The 15,825-nt window shown below is 56.3% G+C and carries 13 protein-coding genes; 8 read left to right on the forward strand and 5 right to left on the reverse strand.

From position 1 onward, the window contains the following. The first annotated feature begins 87 nt into the window (after positions 1-87). Positions 88-1,440 carry a PQQ-dependent sugar dehydrogenase gene (locus FBR45_RS14880; protein WP_171044903.1) on the forward strand — a complete coding sequence of 451 codons (1,353 nt, stop codon included), beginning with the start codon at positions 88-90 and terminating at the stop codon, positions 1,438-1,440. Between the two features lie 263 nt (positions 1,441-1,703). After that, the gene (locus tag FBR45_RS14885; protein ID WP_138503677.1) at positions 1,704-2,138 is read left to right on the forward strand and encodes a response regulator; all 435 of its coding nucleotides are present in this window, start codon (positions 1,704-1,706) and stop codon (positions 2,136-2,138) included. A 111-nt stretch (positions 2,139-2,249) separates the two neighbouring features. On the opposite strand, the gene FBR45_RS14890 is transcribed toward FBR45_RS14885, so the two are convergent. Then, positions 2,250-2,603 carry a winged helix-turn-helix domain-containing protein gene (locus FBR45_RS14890; protein ID WP_138503679.1) on the reverse strand — a complete coding sequence of 118 codons (354 nt, stop codon included), beginning with the start codon at positions 2,601-2,603 and terminating at the stop codon, positions 2,250-2,252. Between the two features lie 82 nt (positions 2,604-2,685). Here FBR45_RS14890 and FBR45_RS14895 point away from each other — a divergent pair, with 82 nt between their 5' ends. The 4 genes from FBR45_RS14895 (at position 2,686) to FBR45_RS26750 (ending at position 7,239) form a co-directional block, all read left to right on the forward strand. Continuing rightward, the gene (locus tag FBR45_RS14895) at positions 2,686-4,530 is read left to right on the forward strand and encodes a glycoside hydrolase family 2 protein (RefSeq protein WP_138503681.1); all 1,845 of its coding nucleotides are present in this window, start codon (positions 2,686-2,688) and stop codon (positions 4,528-4,530) included. Positions 4,531-4,684: 154 nt separating this feature from the next. Next, positions 4,685-5,842, forward strand: a complete 1,158-nt coding sequence (locus FBR45_RS14900) for a zinc-dependent alcohol dehydrogenase (RefSeq protein ID WP_138503684.1) — start codon at positions 4,685-4,687, stop codon at positions 5,840-5,842. Positions 5,843-5,920: 78 nt separating this feature from the next. Beyond that, on the forward strand, positions 5,921-6,973 hold the full coding sequence (locus tag FBR45_RS14905) for an SDR family NAD(P)-dependent oxidoreductase (RefSeq protein ID WP_138503686.1): 1,053 nt from the start codon (positions 5,921-5,923) through the stop codon (positions 6,971-6,973). A 140-nt stretch (positions 6,974-7,113) separates the two neighbouring features. Beyond that, the gene (locus FBR45_RS26750) at positions 7,114-7,239 is read left to right on the forward strand and encodes a hypothetical protein (protein ID WP_262709530.1); all 126 of its coding nucleotides are present in this window, start codon (positions 7,114-7,116) and stop codon (positions 7,237-7,239) included. Between the two features lie 78 nt (positions 7,240-7,317). On the opposite strand, the gene FBR45_RS14910 is transcribed toward FBR45_RS26750, so the two are convergent. Both FBR45_RS14910 and gldG read right to left on the reverse strand, forming a co-directional pair. Beyond that, on the reverse strand, positions 7,318-8,373 hold the full coding sequence (locus FBR45_RS14910) for a saccharopine dehydrogenase family protein (RefSeq protein ID WP_138503688.1): 1,056 nt from the start codon (positions 8,371-8,373) through the stop codon (positions 7,318-7,320). Between the two features lie 6 nt (positions 8,374-8,379). After that, the gene (gldG, locus tag FBR45_RS14915) at positions 8,380-10,047 is read right to left on the reverse strand and encodes a gliding motility-associated ABC transporter substrate-binding protein GldG (RefSeq protein WP_138503690.1); all 1,668 of its coding nucleotides are present in this window, start codon (positions 10,045-10,047) and stop codon (positions 8,380-8,382) included. A 312-nt stretch (positions 10,048-10,359) separates the two neighbouring features. Between gldG and FBR45_RS26630 the strand changes: the two genes are divergently transcribed. After that, positions 10,360-10,794, forward strand: a complete 435-nt coding sequence (locus tag FBR45_RS26630; protein ID WP_246082255.1) for a YgaP family membrane protein — start codon at positions 10,360-10,362, stop codon at positions 10,792-10,794. Then, positions 10,689-11,129 carry an SRPBCC family protein gene (locus FBR45_RS26635; RefSeq protein WP_246082256.1) on the forward strand — a complete coding sequence of 147 codons (441 nt, stop codon included), beginning with the start codon at positions 10,689-10,691 and terminating at the stop codon, positions 11,127-11,129. Before FBR45_RS26630 ends, FBR45_RS26635 begins: the two co-directional genes overlap by 106 nt. Positions 11,130-11,936: 807 nt before the next feature. Here the strand turns inward: FBR45_RS26635 and FBR45_RS14925 are convergent. Then, positions 11,937-12,533: a Uma2 family endonuclease gene (locus tag FBR45_RS14925; RefSeq protein WP_171044904.1), complete on the reverse strand. Its 597-nt coding sequence runs from the start codon at positions 12,531-12,533 to the stop codon at positions 11,937-11,939. Between the two features lie 35 nt (positions 12,534-12,568). After that, the gene (locus tag FBR45_RS14930) at positions 12,569-15,703 is read right to left on the reverse strand and encodes a putative LPS assembly protein LptD (RefSeq protein ID WP_394344381.1); all 3,135 of its coding nucleotides are present in this window, start codon (positions 15,701-15,703) and stop codon (positions 12,569-12,571) included. Positions 15,704-15,825: the final 122 nt, after the last annotated feature.

Here is a 15,825-nt window from a genome sequence, read left to right on the forward strand (position 1 = left end):
CCACTACTTTTCCTGTCTTTCAACGAAAACTTTTGCCCAGCTCGCTCCGTTTACCCCACGTATCTGAGCTTACTACGTATTACTCCTATGACGACGTCCTATTTACTGACAATGGCCGCGGCTCTGCTGGTCGGTACCACCGCGCTGGCCCACACCGGCTCTCCTCGTAAACCGGCAAAATCCGCTCCGTCCCGAACGGCGGCTGCCGATCCGGCAGGTATAAAATTAACGAGTGGTTTTCAGGCAACGGTCTATGCAGATAACCTCGGAAAGGCCCGCCATATTGCGATAGAACCTACAACCGGAACGGTATTTGTGAAGCTCGACCGGCTCAAAGACGGTAAGGGCATTGTTCAGCTCTCCGACACCAATGGCGACGGTCAGGCCGACCAGACCTCCATGTTCGGCACCTACCCGGGAACGGGGGCCGCTATCTATAACGGCTACCTCTACGCATCGGCCGATACGGCTGTTTTTCGGTATAAGCTGACCAACGGCCGGGTACTGGCAACTACTCAGCCCGAAACCATTGTAACGGGCTTGACCCTGCAGCGTCAGCACGCCAGCAAATCACTGGCGGTATCGCCCGACGGGAAGCTGTATGTCAACTTCGGGGCACCCTCAAACGCCTGCCAGGAGAAAGACCGAACCCAGGGCTCCAAAGGGCAGGACCCCTGCCCGATTCTGGAGAACTACGGCGGTATCTGGGTTTTCGATGCCAACAAACCCCGGCAGCGGCAGGCCGACGGTAAACGCTACGCCACCGGTATTCGCAACGCCGTAGCCCTCGACTGGAACACCGCTACCAACACACTCTATGCGCTGCAGCACGGCCGCGATATGCTGGCTACGCTGTATCCCGGTATGTACACCAACGAGCAAAGTGCCGAACTGCCGAGCGAGGAATTTCTGATGGTAAAGGAAGGGGCGGATTTCGGCTGGCCGTACTGCTACAACGACCAGAACCAGAATAAGAAAGTACTGGCTCCTGAATACGGGGGCGACGGCAAAAAACAGGACCGCTGCGCCGGTAAAGAAAAGCCTATTATGGCGTTTCCGGGACACTGGGCTCCCAATGATCTGCTTTTTTATACTGGCAACGCCTTCCCGGCCCGCTACAAAAACGGGGCCTTTGTTTGTTTCCACGGGTCGTGGAACCGGGCTCCGCTGAATCAGGGCGGTTACTTTGTGGCTTTCATCCCGTTTGGCAAAGATGGTCGTCCGTCGGGCCCGTATGAGGTATTTGCCGAGAACTTTGCCGGGGTAGCCGAACAGGGGCAACCCGGTAAGAACGCCAACGCCGGTAAACTCGAGCTGGCCAGTCCCGGCGATGCCAAAGCCCGCCCGGTCGGCCTGGCGCAGGGGCCCGATGGTTCGCTCTTTATTACCGATTCGGTGAAAGGTAAGGTCTGGCGGGTCACGCATACGGCGAAGAAATAGTCGTATTCAGGAAGGCCGGTTCGTTCCGCATCGATGGCTCAGGCTGATGCGGTACGGCTGGCCTTTCTGACTAATTAGCGGGTTTTTGTACGAGACAGCTCATTGGGTAAAAGCGATCAGCCGCAAACGGCAGGTGTGATGGGTACTTTCTTCGAGGAGTAGGGGTATTTTGGATTAGTGGGTCTATAGGCTATTGGGTAATTGAGGACAAATACTCATTTTTGTAATTGGTCAGATAGTCATAGTTGACCTGATTTACGAATATGTCTCTGAAAGGCCCCATTATTTCCATTGAAGATGACCCTGACGATCAGTTTATGATCGAACATACCATTCGCAAACTGGGCGTTGCCAACCCAATTCGTTTCTTCGGTAATGGTCAGGAAGCGCTTGACTACCTGGAATCTACGACCGAGCAGCCGTTTCTGATGTTGTGCGATATTAACATGCCGATCATGAACGGCATCGAACTGCGCCAGCGCATCAACCAGAGCGAATACCTGAGCCGGAAAGCGATTCCGTTCGTGTACCTGACCACAACGGCCAGCGAAGAATCGGTCAATGCGGCTTATGCTGCCATGGTACAGGGTTTTTACGAGAAAGCCCCCAGCGCCAGCGCCTTTCAGGAGCAGCTCAAACTAATTATCGATTACTGGCAAAGCTGCCTCCATCCCAATCGATTTATTCATTTTGTCTAAGTCTCCCGCAGCCGCCCGCTGTAGAGTAAAGTGCATTTACCGTTGTGGTCCGTGTCCAGACCGGCCACGCGTCCTAGTCCGGACACAGACCACGGTGAAGACCGATTGTGCCTATTCGTTGGGAAGCCGGCTGAGTTCGTCGGTCAGGAACTGCTGGAAACGCTCATGCAGGGCCTGGTAGTAAGCCAGGTATTTTTCGCCTTCGGTGGTAACAATGGCGCCCCCTCCTTTGTCGCCACCGGTTTGGGTCGTAACCAGCGGGGCATCGGCCTGGGTGTTCATCGAGTGGACCAGCTCCCACGCCCGTTTGTACGACATACGCATGGCTTTGGCGGCCTGGTTGATGGAGCCGGTTTGTTGAATATGGCCCAGCAATTCGAGTCGGCCAATACCCATGAACCGTTCGGTACCATCGGTGGAGGTAGTTTCGAGCCAGATACGGCCGTTGACGCGGAGCTTGTTCATACGAAGGGCAGAATAGGTCGAGCCATCAAAGTAAACGATAGATTTTCGAAACCCCTGCCTGAGTCGGGTCGTTTACTGACCTATGAACGCAACGCCCTTTAACTATAGCCTGACTGAAAGCCGGGAAGAAACGCCGTCGCAGACTACTGTACGGCCCGATCCCAGCGTTTTGCCCCGTGCCGTACAGCGGTCCGATGCCTTCCTGCTGCTGGATGGCGAATGGTCATTCGCACATGACCTCGACGATCGGGGCCTGACCGACAACTGGTACCTGGGCCATACGTATGAGCGAACGGCGAACTGGCCAGGATCGGTGGAGAGCCACCTGACCGAAGCCAAAGAGATGCCATCGCCCGGCTGGCAGGATACGGTCGTAGTCTGGTACGAACGCGAGTTTACCCTGCCCGAACTTCCGGATGAATTGGCCGACCGGTCCATCTATCAGCTGACTTTTGGTGCCTGCGGATACGACACGCGGGTGTGGCTGAACGGCCTGCCGCTCCGGACCATCGAAGACGAAACTATTCACTATGGCGAGTACACATCGTTTTCGTACGAGCTGAGCACCGAGCAGCTCCGGCCCGTAAACCGGCTGACAGTTCGCGTTGCCGACTCGATGGATGCCGAGATTCCGCGGGGTAAGCAGGAGTCGCACGTCTATAAGCGCGGGGGAATCTGGTACCAGACCTATACGGGTGCCGTACGCAGCGTCTGGATCGAAACCGTGGGTCGTAACCGGCTGCGGTCGCGGGTGGGAGTGGTGAGTGTGATTGAAGATCAGCTCGTGCGGGTCAATGTGACTCCGCGTATCCATGACCCCGGCGACTATATCATCCGGCTCCAGGTGTTCGGTCCCGATGCGCAGTCCGACGAGCCACCCATGGCCTCGTCGGACTTCCCGATCCGGCTCGAAGCGGGCCAGAAACAGCAGCGGCTGGTGATTGAGGTGCCGGGCGCTGAATTGTGGTCGCCCGGGTCGCCCACCCTGTACCGGCTGGTCGGGCAACTCATCGACAGCAGTGGCTACGTCAACCAGATCGAGACTCACTTCGGGTTGCGGAAAGTAGAAGCGCGGGGCTGCTGCGTATACCTGAACGGCAAATCGACCTACCTCGACGGGATTCTATACCAGCCCGGCACGGCCACCTTTGAGGAGATGCAGCGGCACTTTGCAGCCATGAAAGAGCTGGGCTGCAACCTGGTTCGGGTACATATTGCCGGTATCGATCCGCGGCTGTACACGCTGGCCGATCAGATGGGGTTGCTGCTGTGGGTTGAGGTGCCCAGCCCACACTCCTCAACCGCCCGGAGTCGCGAGAACCACCGGGCCGAGCTACTGCGTATGCTGGCCCTGATGGAAACCCATCCGTCAATCATTATCTGGAGTCTGTACAACGAAGACTGGGGCGCGCAGGATATTGCGACCAATATTGAAACCCGGCAGTACATTACCGATCTGTACCATTACATGCTGATTCATCACCCGCAGTTTCTGGTGATCGACAACGACGGCTGGCACCATATTTCCTGTGAAGGTCGGCTCAAGTCAGACCTGCTCACGGCCCATTTGTACACCCCCGACATCAATCACTGGCGCGACCTGCTCGATCGGCTGACCCGGGGCGATACCGAAGGCGTGGCCGCATTCCCGCTGGTGGTTGGCGATCCGTTTTTTTATCGCACGCAGGTGCCGCTGGTCGTCAGTGAGTGGGGTGGCTTTGGGTTCGTCAATTACGGCGGCCCTACCGATACCGACGACCGGGTCGAGCGCATCCAGCTTTTCAAGGAAGAATTACGCCAGCGGGCCATTGCGGGCGATGTGTACACGCAGGCCACCAACATTGAAGAAGAGCAGAACGGCCTGATCGATTTCCATACCGGCGAGCTGATGGTTCCCGCCGGACTCCTCCGCTCGCATACCCGATAGCGCATTGGCAGGTGGGGTGTTGGTAATTGGCTATTAATCTACTATATCTGTCCACTTAAAAGATTAAATAAACCAATAGCAAGGGGAGCTGTTAGCCAATGAACCGGCCTGGATTCGATATCAGCAGTTCGGGTCGATTCAACAACGTTATGGTATGAAAGCAGCAGTCTTCCACAAAATGGGTGACATCCGGTACGAAACAACGGAGGACCCTACAATCGAAGAATCGCGGGATGTTATTCTGCGGGTTACGTCTACCGCCATCTGCGGTTCTGACCTTCACATTTACGACGGGTTTCTGCCCCAGCTTCGCAACGAGGTCCTTGGCCATGAGTTCATGGGTATCGTTGAAGAAGTTGGTTCCGGGGTTACGAACCTGAAAAAAGGCGATCGGGTGGTGGTGCCGTTCACCATTGCCTGCGGCCAGTGTTATTTCTGTCAGCATGAGCTGCAGATGCACTGCGAACACTCGAACCCCGAGTTCTACGGGCCCGACGGTGGTCTGCTGAGCGAGAAGGGGGGCGGCCTGTTCGGCTACTCGGACCTCTACGGCGGCTACAATGGCGGGCAGGCCGAATACGTTCGGGTACCGTATGCTGATTATGGTCTGCGCCACGTGCCCGAGGAGCTGAAAGACGAGCAGGTGCTGTTTCTGTCCGATATCTTCCCGACCGGCTGGAGCTCTATCGAGTGGGGCGAGCTGCGCGGGGGCGAAACCGTAGCGATTTTCGGGTCGGGTCCGGTTGGGCTGATGGCTCAAAAATCGGCCTGGATACAGGGCGCGGGCCGCGTCATAGCCATCGATCCGGTCGATTATCGGCTGGAGCGGGCCCGGCGGGTCAACAACGTAGAAACGCTGAATCCCCGCGATGTAGACGTAGTCGAAGCGATTCGGAGTATGACCGAAGGCCGCGGGGCCGACCTCTGTGTTGATGCCGTCGGTATGGAAGCCGACCGTACGATACTGGATAAAGCCAAAGCCGTTATCAATCTCGAAAAAGGAACGACCAGCGTGCTGGAGCAATGTTTTCGGGCCGTTCGGCGCGGGGGCATCGTATCGGTAGTGGGCGTATACGGCTCGCCGACTGATAACTACCCCGTTGGCCGTATTTTCGACAAAGGGCTGACGGTTCGGTACGGACAGTCGCAGGTGCACAAGAATATCGATCATCTGCTCGATCTCGTCGTGCAGGGCAAAGTGGTGCTGGACGATATCGTATCGCACGTGCTGCCGCTGGCCGAGATTTCCCGCGCCTACGACATCTTCAAGAAGAAAGAAGACGACTGTACGAAAGTAATTCTGAAGCCTTAATACTGACTGGACATCACTCGGGTCACGGCGGCTTGTCCTAATGGTGTGGCCCGGGCGTCCGCTTACTTACACTCAACTATGGAAACACAGACAAATGGAAAAACAGTCCTGATTACGGGCGCATCGAGCGGCATTGGCCGTGAACTGACGCGACTTTTTGCCAAAGATGGTTATAACCTGGTGCTGGTGGGGCGCGATGAAGAAACGCTGCAGCAGCAAGCCTACAACTTCAAAAATCAGTACGGCACCACCGCTACGATCATCCGGAAAGACCTGGCTGATCCGAACGCACCGGAAGAGATCTACGCCGAAACCAGCGAACAGGGTCTTCAGATCGACGTGCTGGTCAACGATGCCGGATTCGGTGAATATGGCCAGTTTGCTACCCAGACCGATTTGCAGAAAGAGCTGAGCGTGGTGCAGGTCAACGCCATTGCGCTCATGCACCTGACCAAGTTGTACCTGAAAGACATGGTGAGCCGCAACGATGGCAAAATTCTGATGCTGGGGTCTGAAGTATCGGTCTTCCCGAATCCGATGATGGCGGTTTACGGAGCCACAAAAGCGTTTATCAAGTCGTTCTCGGAAGCGATCCGGGATGAGCTGAAAGACACCAACATAACGGTTACGGTGCTGATGCCGGGTGCTACGAACACCAACTTCTTCAACGTGGCTGGCGCAGCCGATGTAAAAGGCGCCGATCCGCAGAAAACGGCCGACCCGGCTGCGGTCGCCAAAGAAGGCTATCAGGCCCTCATGGCTGGTAAAGATCATGTGGTGGCGGGCTGGATGAACAAGGCCCGTGTAGCCATGGCCCACGTATTGCCCGATCCGCTGCTGGCGGCTGGCGTTCGCAGGGACATGACTCCGAAAGACGAAGCCGAGCAACAGCAGAAGCAAACCATTGCTATTGCGCTGGGCGTAGCGGTCGCTGTAGTAGGTGGTATCTGGCTGTTGTCGCGCAGTAACCGGCTGTCGGTACCAACCGTCAGTTCGTACGACAAAGCCCGGTACCGTTACAAAGCGCATAAGGCCAGCCGGTCAGCGCAGAACGCGATCGGCGCGGTTACCGATTCGGTGAAAGGCGCCTACCACAACGCCAAATCAACCGTAGAAGAGGCTTTGGCCTAAAAACCGGACCAAGTTGTGGTTCGCGCGGATTCATACTTTGGTCCCTGCGGTCGTCGCTCCGATCAGACGGTTGTATTGCTGCCGCACTCCGGCATGTACCTGACCGCACCTTCGCGCCTGAATTTGGCACCCGTATTGCCTTGGGGGCTACCTGCAGGGGATTCCTGAGCCAGGGCGAAGGGGCCGATGCTCCGGTGGACACCGTAGTGGGCTGGCCCATTGTCAACGCCATGCAGCCCGCTCCGCAGCTGAACCGGGTTCAGTAAACGAACTTGTGACTTGCGCGGCCGCAGCCAGATCCTGTTTAGGAGCTGGCTGCGGCCGTGGTGCATACAGACGTAGGCTTATTCGCGTGAGGTTCCGGGTATTTTCAGAATCAGGTCGGCTCCGTACAGCCCGGCGGGAGTTTGATAGCCAGCCTGCCAGTTTCCGTTCAGAACATGCCGGGTAATCGTCAGCGCGGTATCGGCTGTGAGCGTATAGCCTTCGGGACCATGTTGCCGGGCTTCTACGGTCTGGCCCTGTGCGTTGCGAGCGCGGCCCCAGACGTGCGTACGGGCGCGCTGCCGAACCGTTTCGTCGGGGCCGGTGACGCGGCTGGTGATCTGCCGACGCAGGAACGACTGAACCCACGGCAGGCGCACGAGCCAGCCGAGGTAATTCCCCAGCCGGGCTATCCGGATCTGTTGGGTTGTGGTGCCCATATAGGTTTCGATAGTTGGGATGCCGGTCGTACGGTAGGCCGTCGAGAGGTCGCCCCACGGAATTGCCATGCAGGGCTGCGGTTGACCGTTGCCGAAATCGACAGTCAGCGTCTGGTGGGCGTAGGGTACCGGAACGAGTCGGCCGTTTTGCCGAATCATACCGCCCGCGCCCAGCCCTTCAAGTGCCGTTTGCGCCGTACCGTGCGATAGGGCACCCTCTGCATTGGCGAAAGCCAGCTGAAGGTGGGTAGCATCGGGTAGCCGCTCGTGCAGGTAACGCGCCATACAGTCGGTCGGTACTACGTCGAAACCCACGCCCGACATCAGCATAATATTGCGCTTTAAAGCCGCTGCGTGCAGCGTGAATCCGTGTTCGAATACGGCCACCTCGCCCGTAATATCGAGGTAATGGGTTCCGGTGCGCAGGCAGGCTTCCTGCATAGGAGCTGCCGTTTGGGAGAAGGGCCCCGCACAGTGCAGGACTACCGGCATATCGGCTAAGACCGCATCGAGGGATGTGGCATCGCTGAGATCAGCTACTCGGTATGAGAGCCCATGCTGCTCGGCCAGGGGGCGGAGTTTGGCTTCGCTACGCCCTGCCAGGACTGGCCTTAGGCCAAAGGCGGCAAGCCGGTCGAGCATGAGCCGGGCCGTATAGCCGTTGGCGCCGTAAAGCAGAAAGGTGTTGGTTGCCATAGCGAATTAGTGCGTATACCGACGTCGACGAACTACCTGCCAGGCCAGGCCGACCAGACCGACCAGCGCCAGCGGCCCCAGCAGGTTCAGCAACTGCCAGCCTGTTCGGTTCGCGTTGAGCCGAATTTTATCGAGTGGGCGCAGGGCCACCGACCGGGTACGGGCCGCGATGACGCCGTTCGGGTCGACCAGATAATCGATAGCGTTGAGCGCGAAATCTTTATTGGCAAACGTGCTGCGCGTGAACCGGTCGAAACCGAGCGGATAGGGCGTGTTTCGTTTGTAGTCGACATCGTTCACGACCAGGTCGCCATCCGAGCAGATCAGCACCCGACTCGGCTCGCCACTGGCCCTGAACCCGGCCGCCCGCGCATCGCCCGGCAGAATCCGGTTGGCGTATACAGACTGGAACCGGCCTTCGAGCAGGCAGCCCACCAGTCGAACCCCACCCGTGTACGTTTGCGGATCGGGTTGTTGCCGGGCTTCGTTATACGAGATCAGTGCGGGGGTTTTCAGCACCTGCGTGTAAGGCGAGGTCATCAGCAGCGGAATCTTGCGGATGCCCGGCGCCTGTACCGTATCCAGTGTGCTGATGAACCGGCCCAGCACCGCATCGAGGTTTCGGACAATGGGATTGCCGGAGGTGCCGAAGTTGTTCAGCAGCGGAAAAAATCGCCAGGGCAGCAGCTGAATATTGGGTTTGTCGCCGAGGTTACCCACGTTGAGCGGGATAGGGGCGCAATACATATCTTTCACCACATCGCGGTTGACGCGTACACCCCAGCGAAAAAACAGCTCGTCGAGGTTGAGGTTCAGCGGCTGGGCGTAGTTGCCTTCGTTGCTGACACTGTCGATGCGCTGGCCGTCCACAAAAAACAAGGCCCGCCCGCCGTTGACCACGTACTGGTCAAGCTTAAAGATTTCGTCGTCGGAAAAGGGGCGGTCGGGCTTGGGAACCAGCACCGCGTCGAGGCCAGTAATGGGGCCGGGTTTGCTCAGATCGATAAAAAACAGGTCGTAGCTCTGCTGTACGGAAGCCAGCAGGTCGGCAAAACGTGACGGTGGCACCTGCGTATGGCTGTAGAGCAGCCCCACCCGCCGGCGGTTGCCTTCGGTCTGGGTCAGCTTCCGGATGGCCGACGCCAGTTCAAATTCCACCCCTTCGTACGACTGGTTCAGCTGGTCTTCTTTCGAGGCCGCTTTGTTGCCTTTGAGCAGCAGTACGGCCGTTTCTTTACCCTTGTAGGAGACGATGGCCCCCGGAAAAACCAGTTTCTCGGTGCGCTTGCCGCCTTCGTTGGCGACCAGGTTGGTGGGTAGAAGACCGCGCTGCTGAAGCCGATCGATGAGTTTGTTCTTTTCGTCGACGTTCGTGACTACGTCGGGGTCGATGAAACGGAAGGTAACGGTTTTGCCCGCCTGGACCTGAAACTCGTCCAGCGTTTCGCGTACGGCGTTTTCGAGTCGCTTAAATGCGGGTGGCAGATCGCCGGTGAGGTATACGTCGACGTGAATGTCGTCGGGGAGTTCGGCCAGCAGCGTGCGGGTAGCGTCGGAGAGGGTATACCGTTTCTCTTCGGTCAGATCGAGCCGGAAAAACACAAAAGCAGACAGCACATTGACGGCTACCAGAGCCGCCACAATCAAAAGCGTTTGTACCGAAGCGGATTTCATACAACTAGAGTAACGAACAAATATCCCCAAACTGTCTCCCCCGTAGAGACGCGAGGGCCGGTGCGATCGCGTCTCCTGTGCGCCAGTCAATATTTCCGCGAAACAGTGGCTGACGCGTGTGAGACGCGAGGGATCGCGTCTCTACGTAGGGCTCTGGCGGGCAAGATACGGGATTTTAGCGTGTGTCACCTGCCGGGCTGTTTCGCCCATCGCCGTAATCTGGGTATCCCTCAGGCTCATATTTAGCCGCTCTTCTTAACATTATTTAAGTACTCTTGTTGAAGAATAGAGTAAACTGGCTCCCTAACTATCATGGCCAAAACAACGGATTTAGCAAGAAGTGGTGTGCTCAATGTAGCCCCTGTCGACCCGATTCCGAGCGGATCGAGCCTGATCAATGTCGGACCCAATGAGCGTTACTTGTCGGTCGGCGCCGGTGCGTTGCTGCTCACTGTAGGTCTTCGACGCGGAGGCCTGGGCGGGTTGCTGACAGCCGCGCTGGGTGGTGTTCTAGCGTATCGGGGCGCTACCGGATACTGCCCTGTCAACAGCGCTATTGGCCGCGATACGTCGGGCGAGAAGACCGAAACCGACGTGATCGAGATTAGCAAAAGCGTTACCATCAACAAACCCCGCCAGAAGTGTACCGCTTCTGGCGTCAGCTGGAGAATCTGCCGCTGTTCATGCAGCACCTCGAATCGGTTACTCAAACCGACAACCTCCGGTCGCACTGGGTGGCTAAAGTGAGCACCGGCAACGCCCTAACCCGAGCATTGCCAGCCGTCGAATGGGATGCTGAAATTGTGGAGGAGCAGGAAAACAGCCGTCTGGTCTGGCGGTCGGTACCCGGTGCTACCGTCGATAATTCGGGTGAGGTATGGTTTATGGATGCACCCGGCCAGCAGGGCACTCAGGTACACGCCATTATCAAGTACCGCGCACCCGAAGGCATTGTGGGCGAAGCGGTGGCCAAACTGCTTAATCCAGCCTTTGGGCTGATGATTCAGGAAGATATCCGGCAGTTTAAGAAGCTGCTCGAAAGCAGTGCCGTCCCCGCACCGGTTTCGGTCCCCGAGCTATGATGGATATGTAGCCTACCGCGAATTATGGATGGCATGTAAACTCAATAAGTGCATTTTGTTATTTTTTCTGTAGCCAGGATGACAAAAATAGTATGTAGAGAAATTTGGAAATAGTTTCTGCAGACGAGTTGCTGGCTCCTGTGTAATAAACTGAGTCAGTACCCTTTTTACCGCCATTTGTTATCGTTCGTTTATGCTAACAGATGCATGCTCAAACGTATACTTTTTGAAAGCATCAATTATTCTTTTTCGTTTGTAGGTAAAAAATAGGTAAGTCTCTCCATTCGGTTTTCTGACTATAATTCTGTTCGGGAAAATCAGTAGGTAATTACGGCGTCTAATAGTAGATAGTTCGCTGAAATTCAACTGAATTGTATTGATGAGGTGGTTATTACACGGAAAAATTGCAGAAAATTTTTTATCTCTTTCTGTGCATTCTTTTGGTATAAACGACAAGGATTCATTAGTCAATTGCAGCGTTCCAGCTACAGCACTTTCAAACAGAAAGGGTAACGGTGTTATCTTAATAACCACAGCTGATTTAAGAGATTTGTTTATACCTGTGTCGTGCTGAGCGTATAGTCGGCTGGCTACCGCCAGAATAAAAATGACTAGGTGAAGTGATCGGCTCATAAAGCAGTCTATCTAAAAGTAGCAGCTTGTCAACGGCCGATTTGGAAATAGTGCCGTCTAGACATAGGCGTTCTGTTGAGTGATTGACAGGCGTGCTAGATTGATGCGTCCCTAAACGCTCTTTCTCGCATTCACGATAAAACGCGCTCCAGTTGTAGAAGCCGTGGTGTAACGTCAACGAAGGAGACGTAGATCAAAGGAGAAGCCGGGCAGGACGTCCTCGCCGGTGAGCGTGTTGTCGAACCCTTGAACCACCCGTACCGAACCGTCGGGCCGATACAGGCGCACTTCTTCATTTTTAGGATTAATGAGCCAGGCTAGTTGGCACCCATTTTCCATGTACTCCTGCATTTTAGCCACGGCTTCACGCAGATTGTCTGTCTCGCTCATCAGTTCAACAATAAAGTCAGGACAGAGCGGAGGAAGTTTTGTCTGCTCTTCGGCTGTCAACGTGTTCCAGCGATTTATGGAAACAAAAGCAACATCGGGCGAACGGTCAGCGCCGTTGGGTAGCGCAAACCCGGTTGAGGAGTCAAAAACAATACCCGCCCTGGCCGATCGGTTCCAAAGGCCGAGGTCAACTGTAAGATCCGTGTTTCTACGCCCCGTTGTACCGCCGGTTAATGCCATAGTTATAATGGTACCATCTGCGTCACGCTCAAATTTGAAATCAGGATTGTCCTGGCAAAAATGGTAGAACTCATCATGCGTCATAATGCGCATCGGTAGCTTAATACCCGCCAGTCGGTCTTTATGGGGAAGCAGTACCATAGCCATTCTTTTTCTTAAAGGTACGGTTTTACTCGTTAAAACCCGCCCCGGTCGTAGAAGCTGCGACGGCGGCTTAGTTTCAGCTCCTGGAGGATGGACGAGCGGGCGCGCAGGTCGAAGGAATAGTTACCGGCCCGGATGTTGCTGCCCGAGTAGGGCGTCCAGTTGAAGGCCATTTCCCAGCAGTGGAGGTCGCGGTTGATACCGATGGTCGTAAGGGTCGGGCTGCGGAACTGGAAATCGTAACCCGTCTGCACCGTTATTTTCCACTTGGGCGTCAGGCTCAGGTCGCCCGTCAGGGTCAGCGCCTGAACCACCTGCGACAGCTCCGGCGTGAGTTTGGTAAGCCCGAAGGTGTAGCTCATGTTGATCGACCACGGAATATTGAAGTCGACGTACAGCTCGGGGTTGTTGTTGATGGCCTTCATCTGAGCCTCGCTGGCGTTGGCGCTGGTCTTGGGCTTGTCGGCCTGTTTGGGCGCGAACCGAGCACTCAGATACGCCTGTATGTTGGTGAGCCGCAGTAAACCCTGCCCGGCCTGAAAAGCATACAGGTTAGGCACCCGGACGTACTGCTGGTCGACGTATTTGGTCGTGTTCAGGATCAGGGGCGAATAGGTCAGGGGCGGAACGGGTATGGTCCCGAACGTGTAGGCCTGGAGCAGATACTGCGGAGTGCCGCCATAGCCCCGGTTGGCATACGGGTCGAAGGTCGACGAGAAGTTGAAGCTGATGTTCTTGAAAATCTGCGTGTTGGCGTTGACCGAAATGGGCGAAAGCTGGTAGTCGGGCGCCAGGATGTTATAACTGCCCGTCAGGCTGATATTATCGAAGATCGGTACCTTCTTGAAGTCCTGCCCCGTCGTATCGCCCCGCGTTCTGACTTTCATCTCCAGCTGGTTCACGATGCCGAACGAAATAAAGGCCGACTCGGTACTGCCGCTGCCACCGCTGCCGCCCAGCCCCCTGAACCGGGAAAGCGTACGGCGGTAGTCGGGCAGGGCGGCCAGGCTTCCTACAGCCGGCAGTACCTGAAACTGGCCGAACGAAGGGTTCGTAAAGTCGGGTATGTAGCTGAACGATATAGACGGAGCTACCGTATGGCGGATGGCCTCTACGCGTTTGCCCCGGATAAAATACGTGCCGTAAAAGCGCGTGTTCATGCTGGCGTTGACCGAGAAGTTATACGACGGAAAAAAGCCCCGGGCCGTATCGATCCGAACCGCATCGTTTTCCTGAACGTACACATAATCGAGCCGTTTGCTGTAGATATCGCCCTGCAGGGCGAAGCCCGGCGTCAGGTTGATATACCGGAACAGCTTCAGGTTAGGCAGCGAAATCGGAATGCTGTAGCGGGCCTGTACAACCCGGTTTTCCCAGATTCGGTCGGCGTTAGCCAGACTGAAGGCAATCAGGTTCGGGTCGGACTCAACGATGCCCAGCCGGATGTTGTTGGCCCGGCGGGTGCTGTCGAGAATCCGGTCAATGGCGCTGATGGTCGGGATGCCAGTGATAACCGGAAAACCCAGTCCCGTAGTGTCGACCTGCCGACGGATGGTGTTGTTGATCGTGATGGACCCGCTGACGTCGAGACCGACCCGGAAACTCTCATACCAGCGACCTGTGCCCCCTTTGAGGGCGAAGGGCGAGATCTGGTTGATGCCGAAGTTGAAATCTGACGACACGTCGGTTTTGCCGTTCTCGCGCACGCCGGTGCGCTGGTTTACCTGTCCGAACTGCTGGTTCACCCGGACGTTGGCCCCAGCCCGTGCAAACTGCCCGAAGGTGCGGCTATACTGGACCGACGAACCCGCTACGTTGGAGATGTACTGCTGCTGGTTGAAGGAGTTGAACTGGTTGTAGCTGTTGCTGCTGACGTTTACGTTGGCCGAAAAACTACCCCGCCCGCGTGGTACCGGCGAGTGTGACCAGGTAAAGGCAAAGTCGTTACGCGGGGTCTGGGTGGTATCGACCCGGTCGCCGGAGCGGTTTCGGTTAAAACGCAGGTCAACGCCCCCGCTGTAGCGATACCGTTTGTTGTAGGCCGAAGCGACGCCCAGCCCCCAGCTTCCCCGCGAGTAAATCTGTCCTTTGAACTGAAGCCCCAGGTTCTCGCTCACGGCCCAGTAATAGCCGCCGTCGCGCAGGTAAAAACCGCGTCCGTTGGGTTCTTCGCCATACTGCGGCACGATAACGCCCGATACCCCGATTTCTTTTCGCTTCGGAAACGGAAAAAAACCGAACGGCAGCCCGATCGGAAGCGGAATCTGGTTGATGACCAGGTTGAAAGGCCCGGCCACAACCTGCCGGTTATGAATTACCTTCAGTTTGCTGGCATTGATGTGGAAGTGGGGCGTTGCCAGATTACAGGTGGTGTAGATCGCCTTGCCGATGTAGAGGTTATCTTCGGCGTCTTTTTTTACCGTGGTGCCCCGAATGTTGCCCTCGCCCTGCTGCGTGATGACGCCCTGGATGCGCCCTTTCTTGCTTTTGAAGTTGTAGCGAATCTCTTTGGTATCGTATTTTCCTTCGCCATCCTGAAAAATGGGTCTCCCAATTGTCTTCTTTGTTGTCGAATCATACCGACCTTTGGCATATACTTCGTTAGTAAGATAGTTTAGACGGATATAGTCGGCTTTTAGCGAGATGTCACCGTATTCAACGCTGGCGTCACCGAACAGCTCGACCGTCTGGCCATCGGCAGCGTATATGGTTGAGTCTTTGGCCTGATACTTGACCGTTGTACTGAACTGATCGGCCTGGGTCGTATCGGACAGGGCGGTATCACCGGCGGCTACGCGCAGCGAGTCACCACTCACCCGGCGCTGGGGCCGAACGGTGCTGGGCGATACAAGACCGGGTTGCAGGCGTCCGCGGGTGCTGGTCTGGGAGGCTGGGGTAGTGGCCGTAGTGTTTGTCGCGCCGGTCGATGTGGTGGAGGCCGGGTTGTTGGAGCGGGTGGCCGGGTTCGCGACCGACGGCACGCCGGAGGCTGCGTTCGGCACGCGCTGGGCGGGTACCGTTGCGGGCGGAAGTCCACCCTTATCGGGCTGTACCGACGTTGACTGCGGTGAGGTTGTTGCCTGGGCCAGTGCTACATAGCTGCCGAAGAGCAGGAGTAAACAAAGTGCGGCTCGAAGCCATGCCGGACGTGCTGGAAGGGGCCGCAAAATAAAGTATCCTTTTTTCAGTTCTATCAAAAAAATTACATTTGCCAAAAGGCCGTTAAGCCTATGGCTTACAAAGGTATTCACGAACAATTATCCCACTATCGCTTTGAAACGTTTTCAGC

The sequence above is a fragment of the Spirosoma lacussanchae genome (assembly GCF_005870035.1).
Taxonomy (GTDB): Bacteria; Bacteroidota; Bacteroidia; order Cytophagales; family Spirosomataceae; genus Spirosoma; species Spirosoma lacussanchae.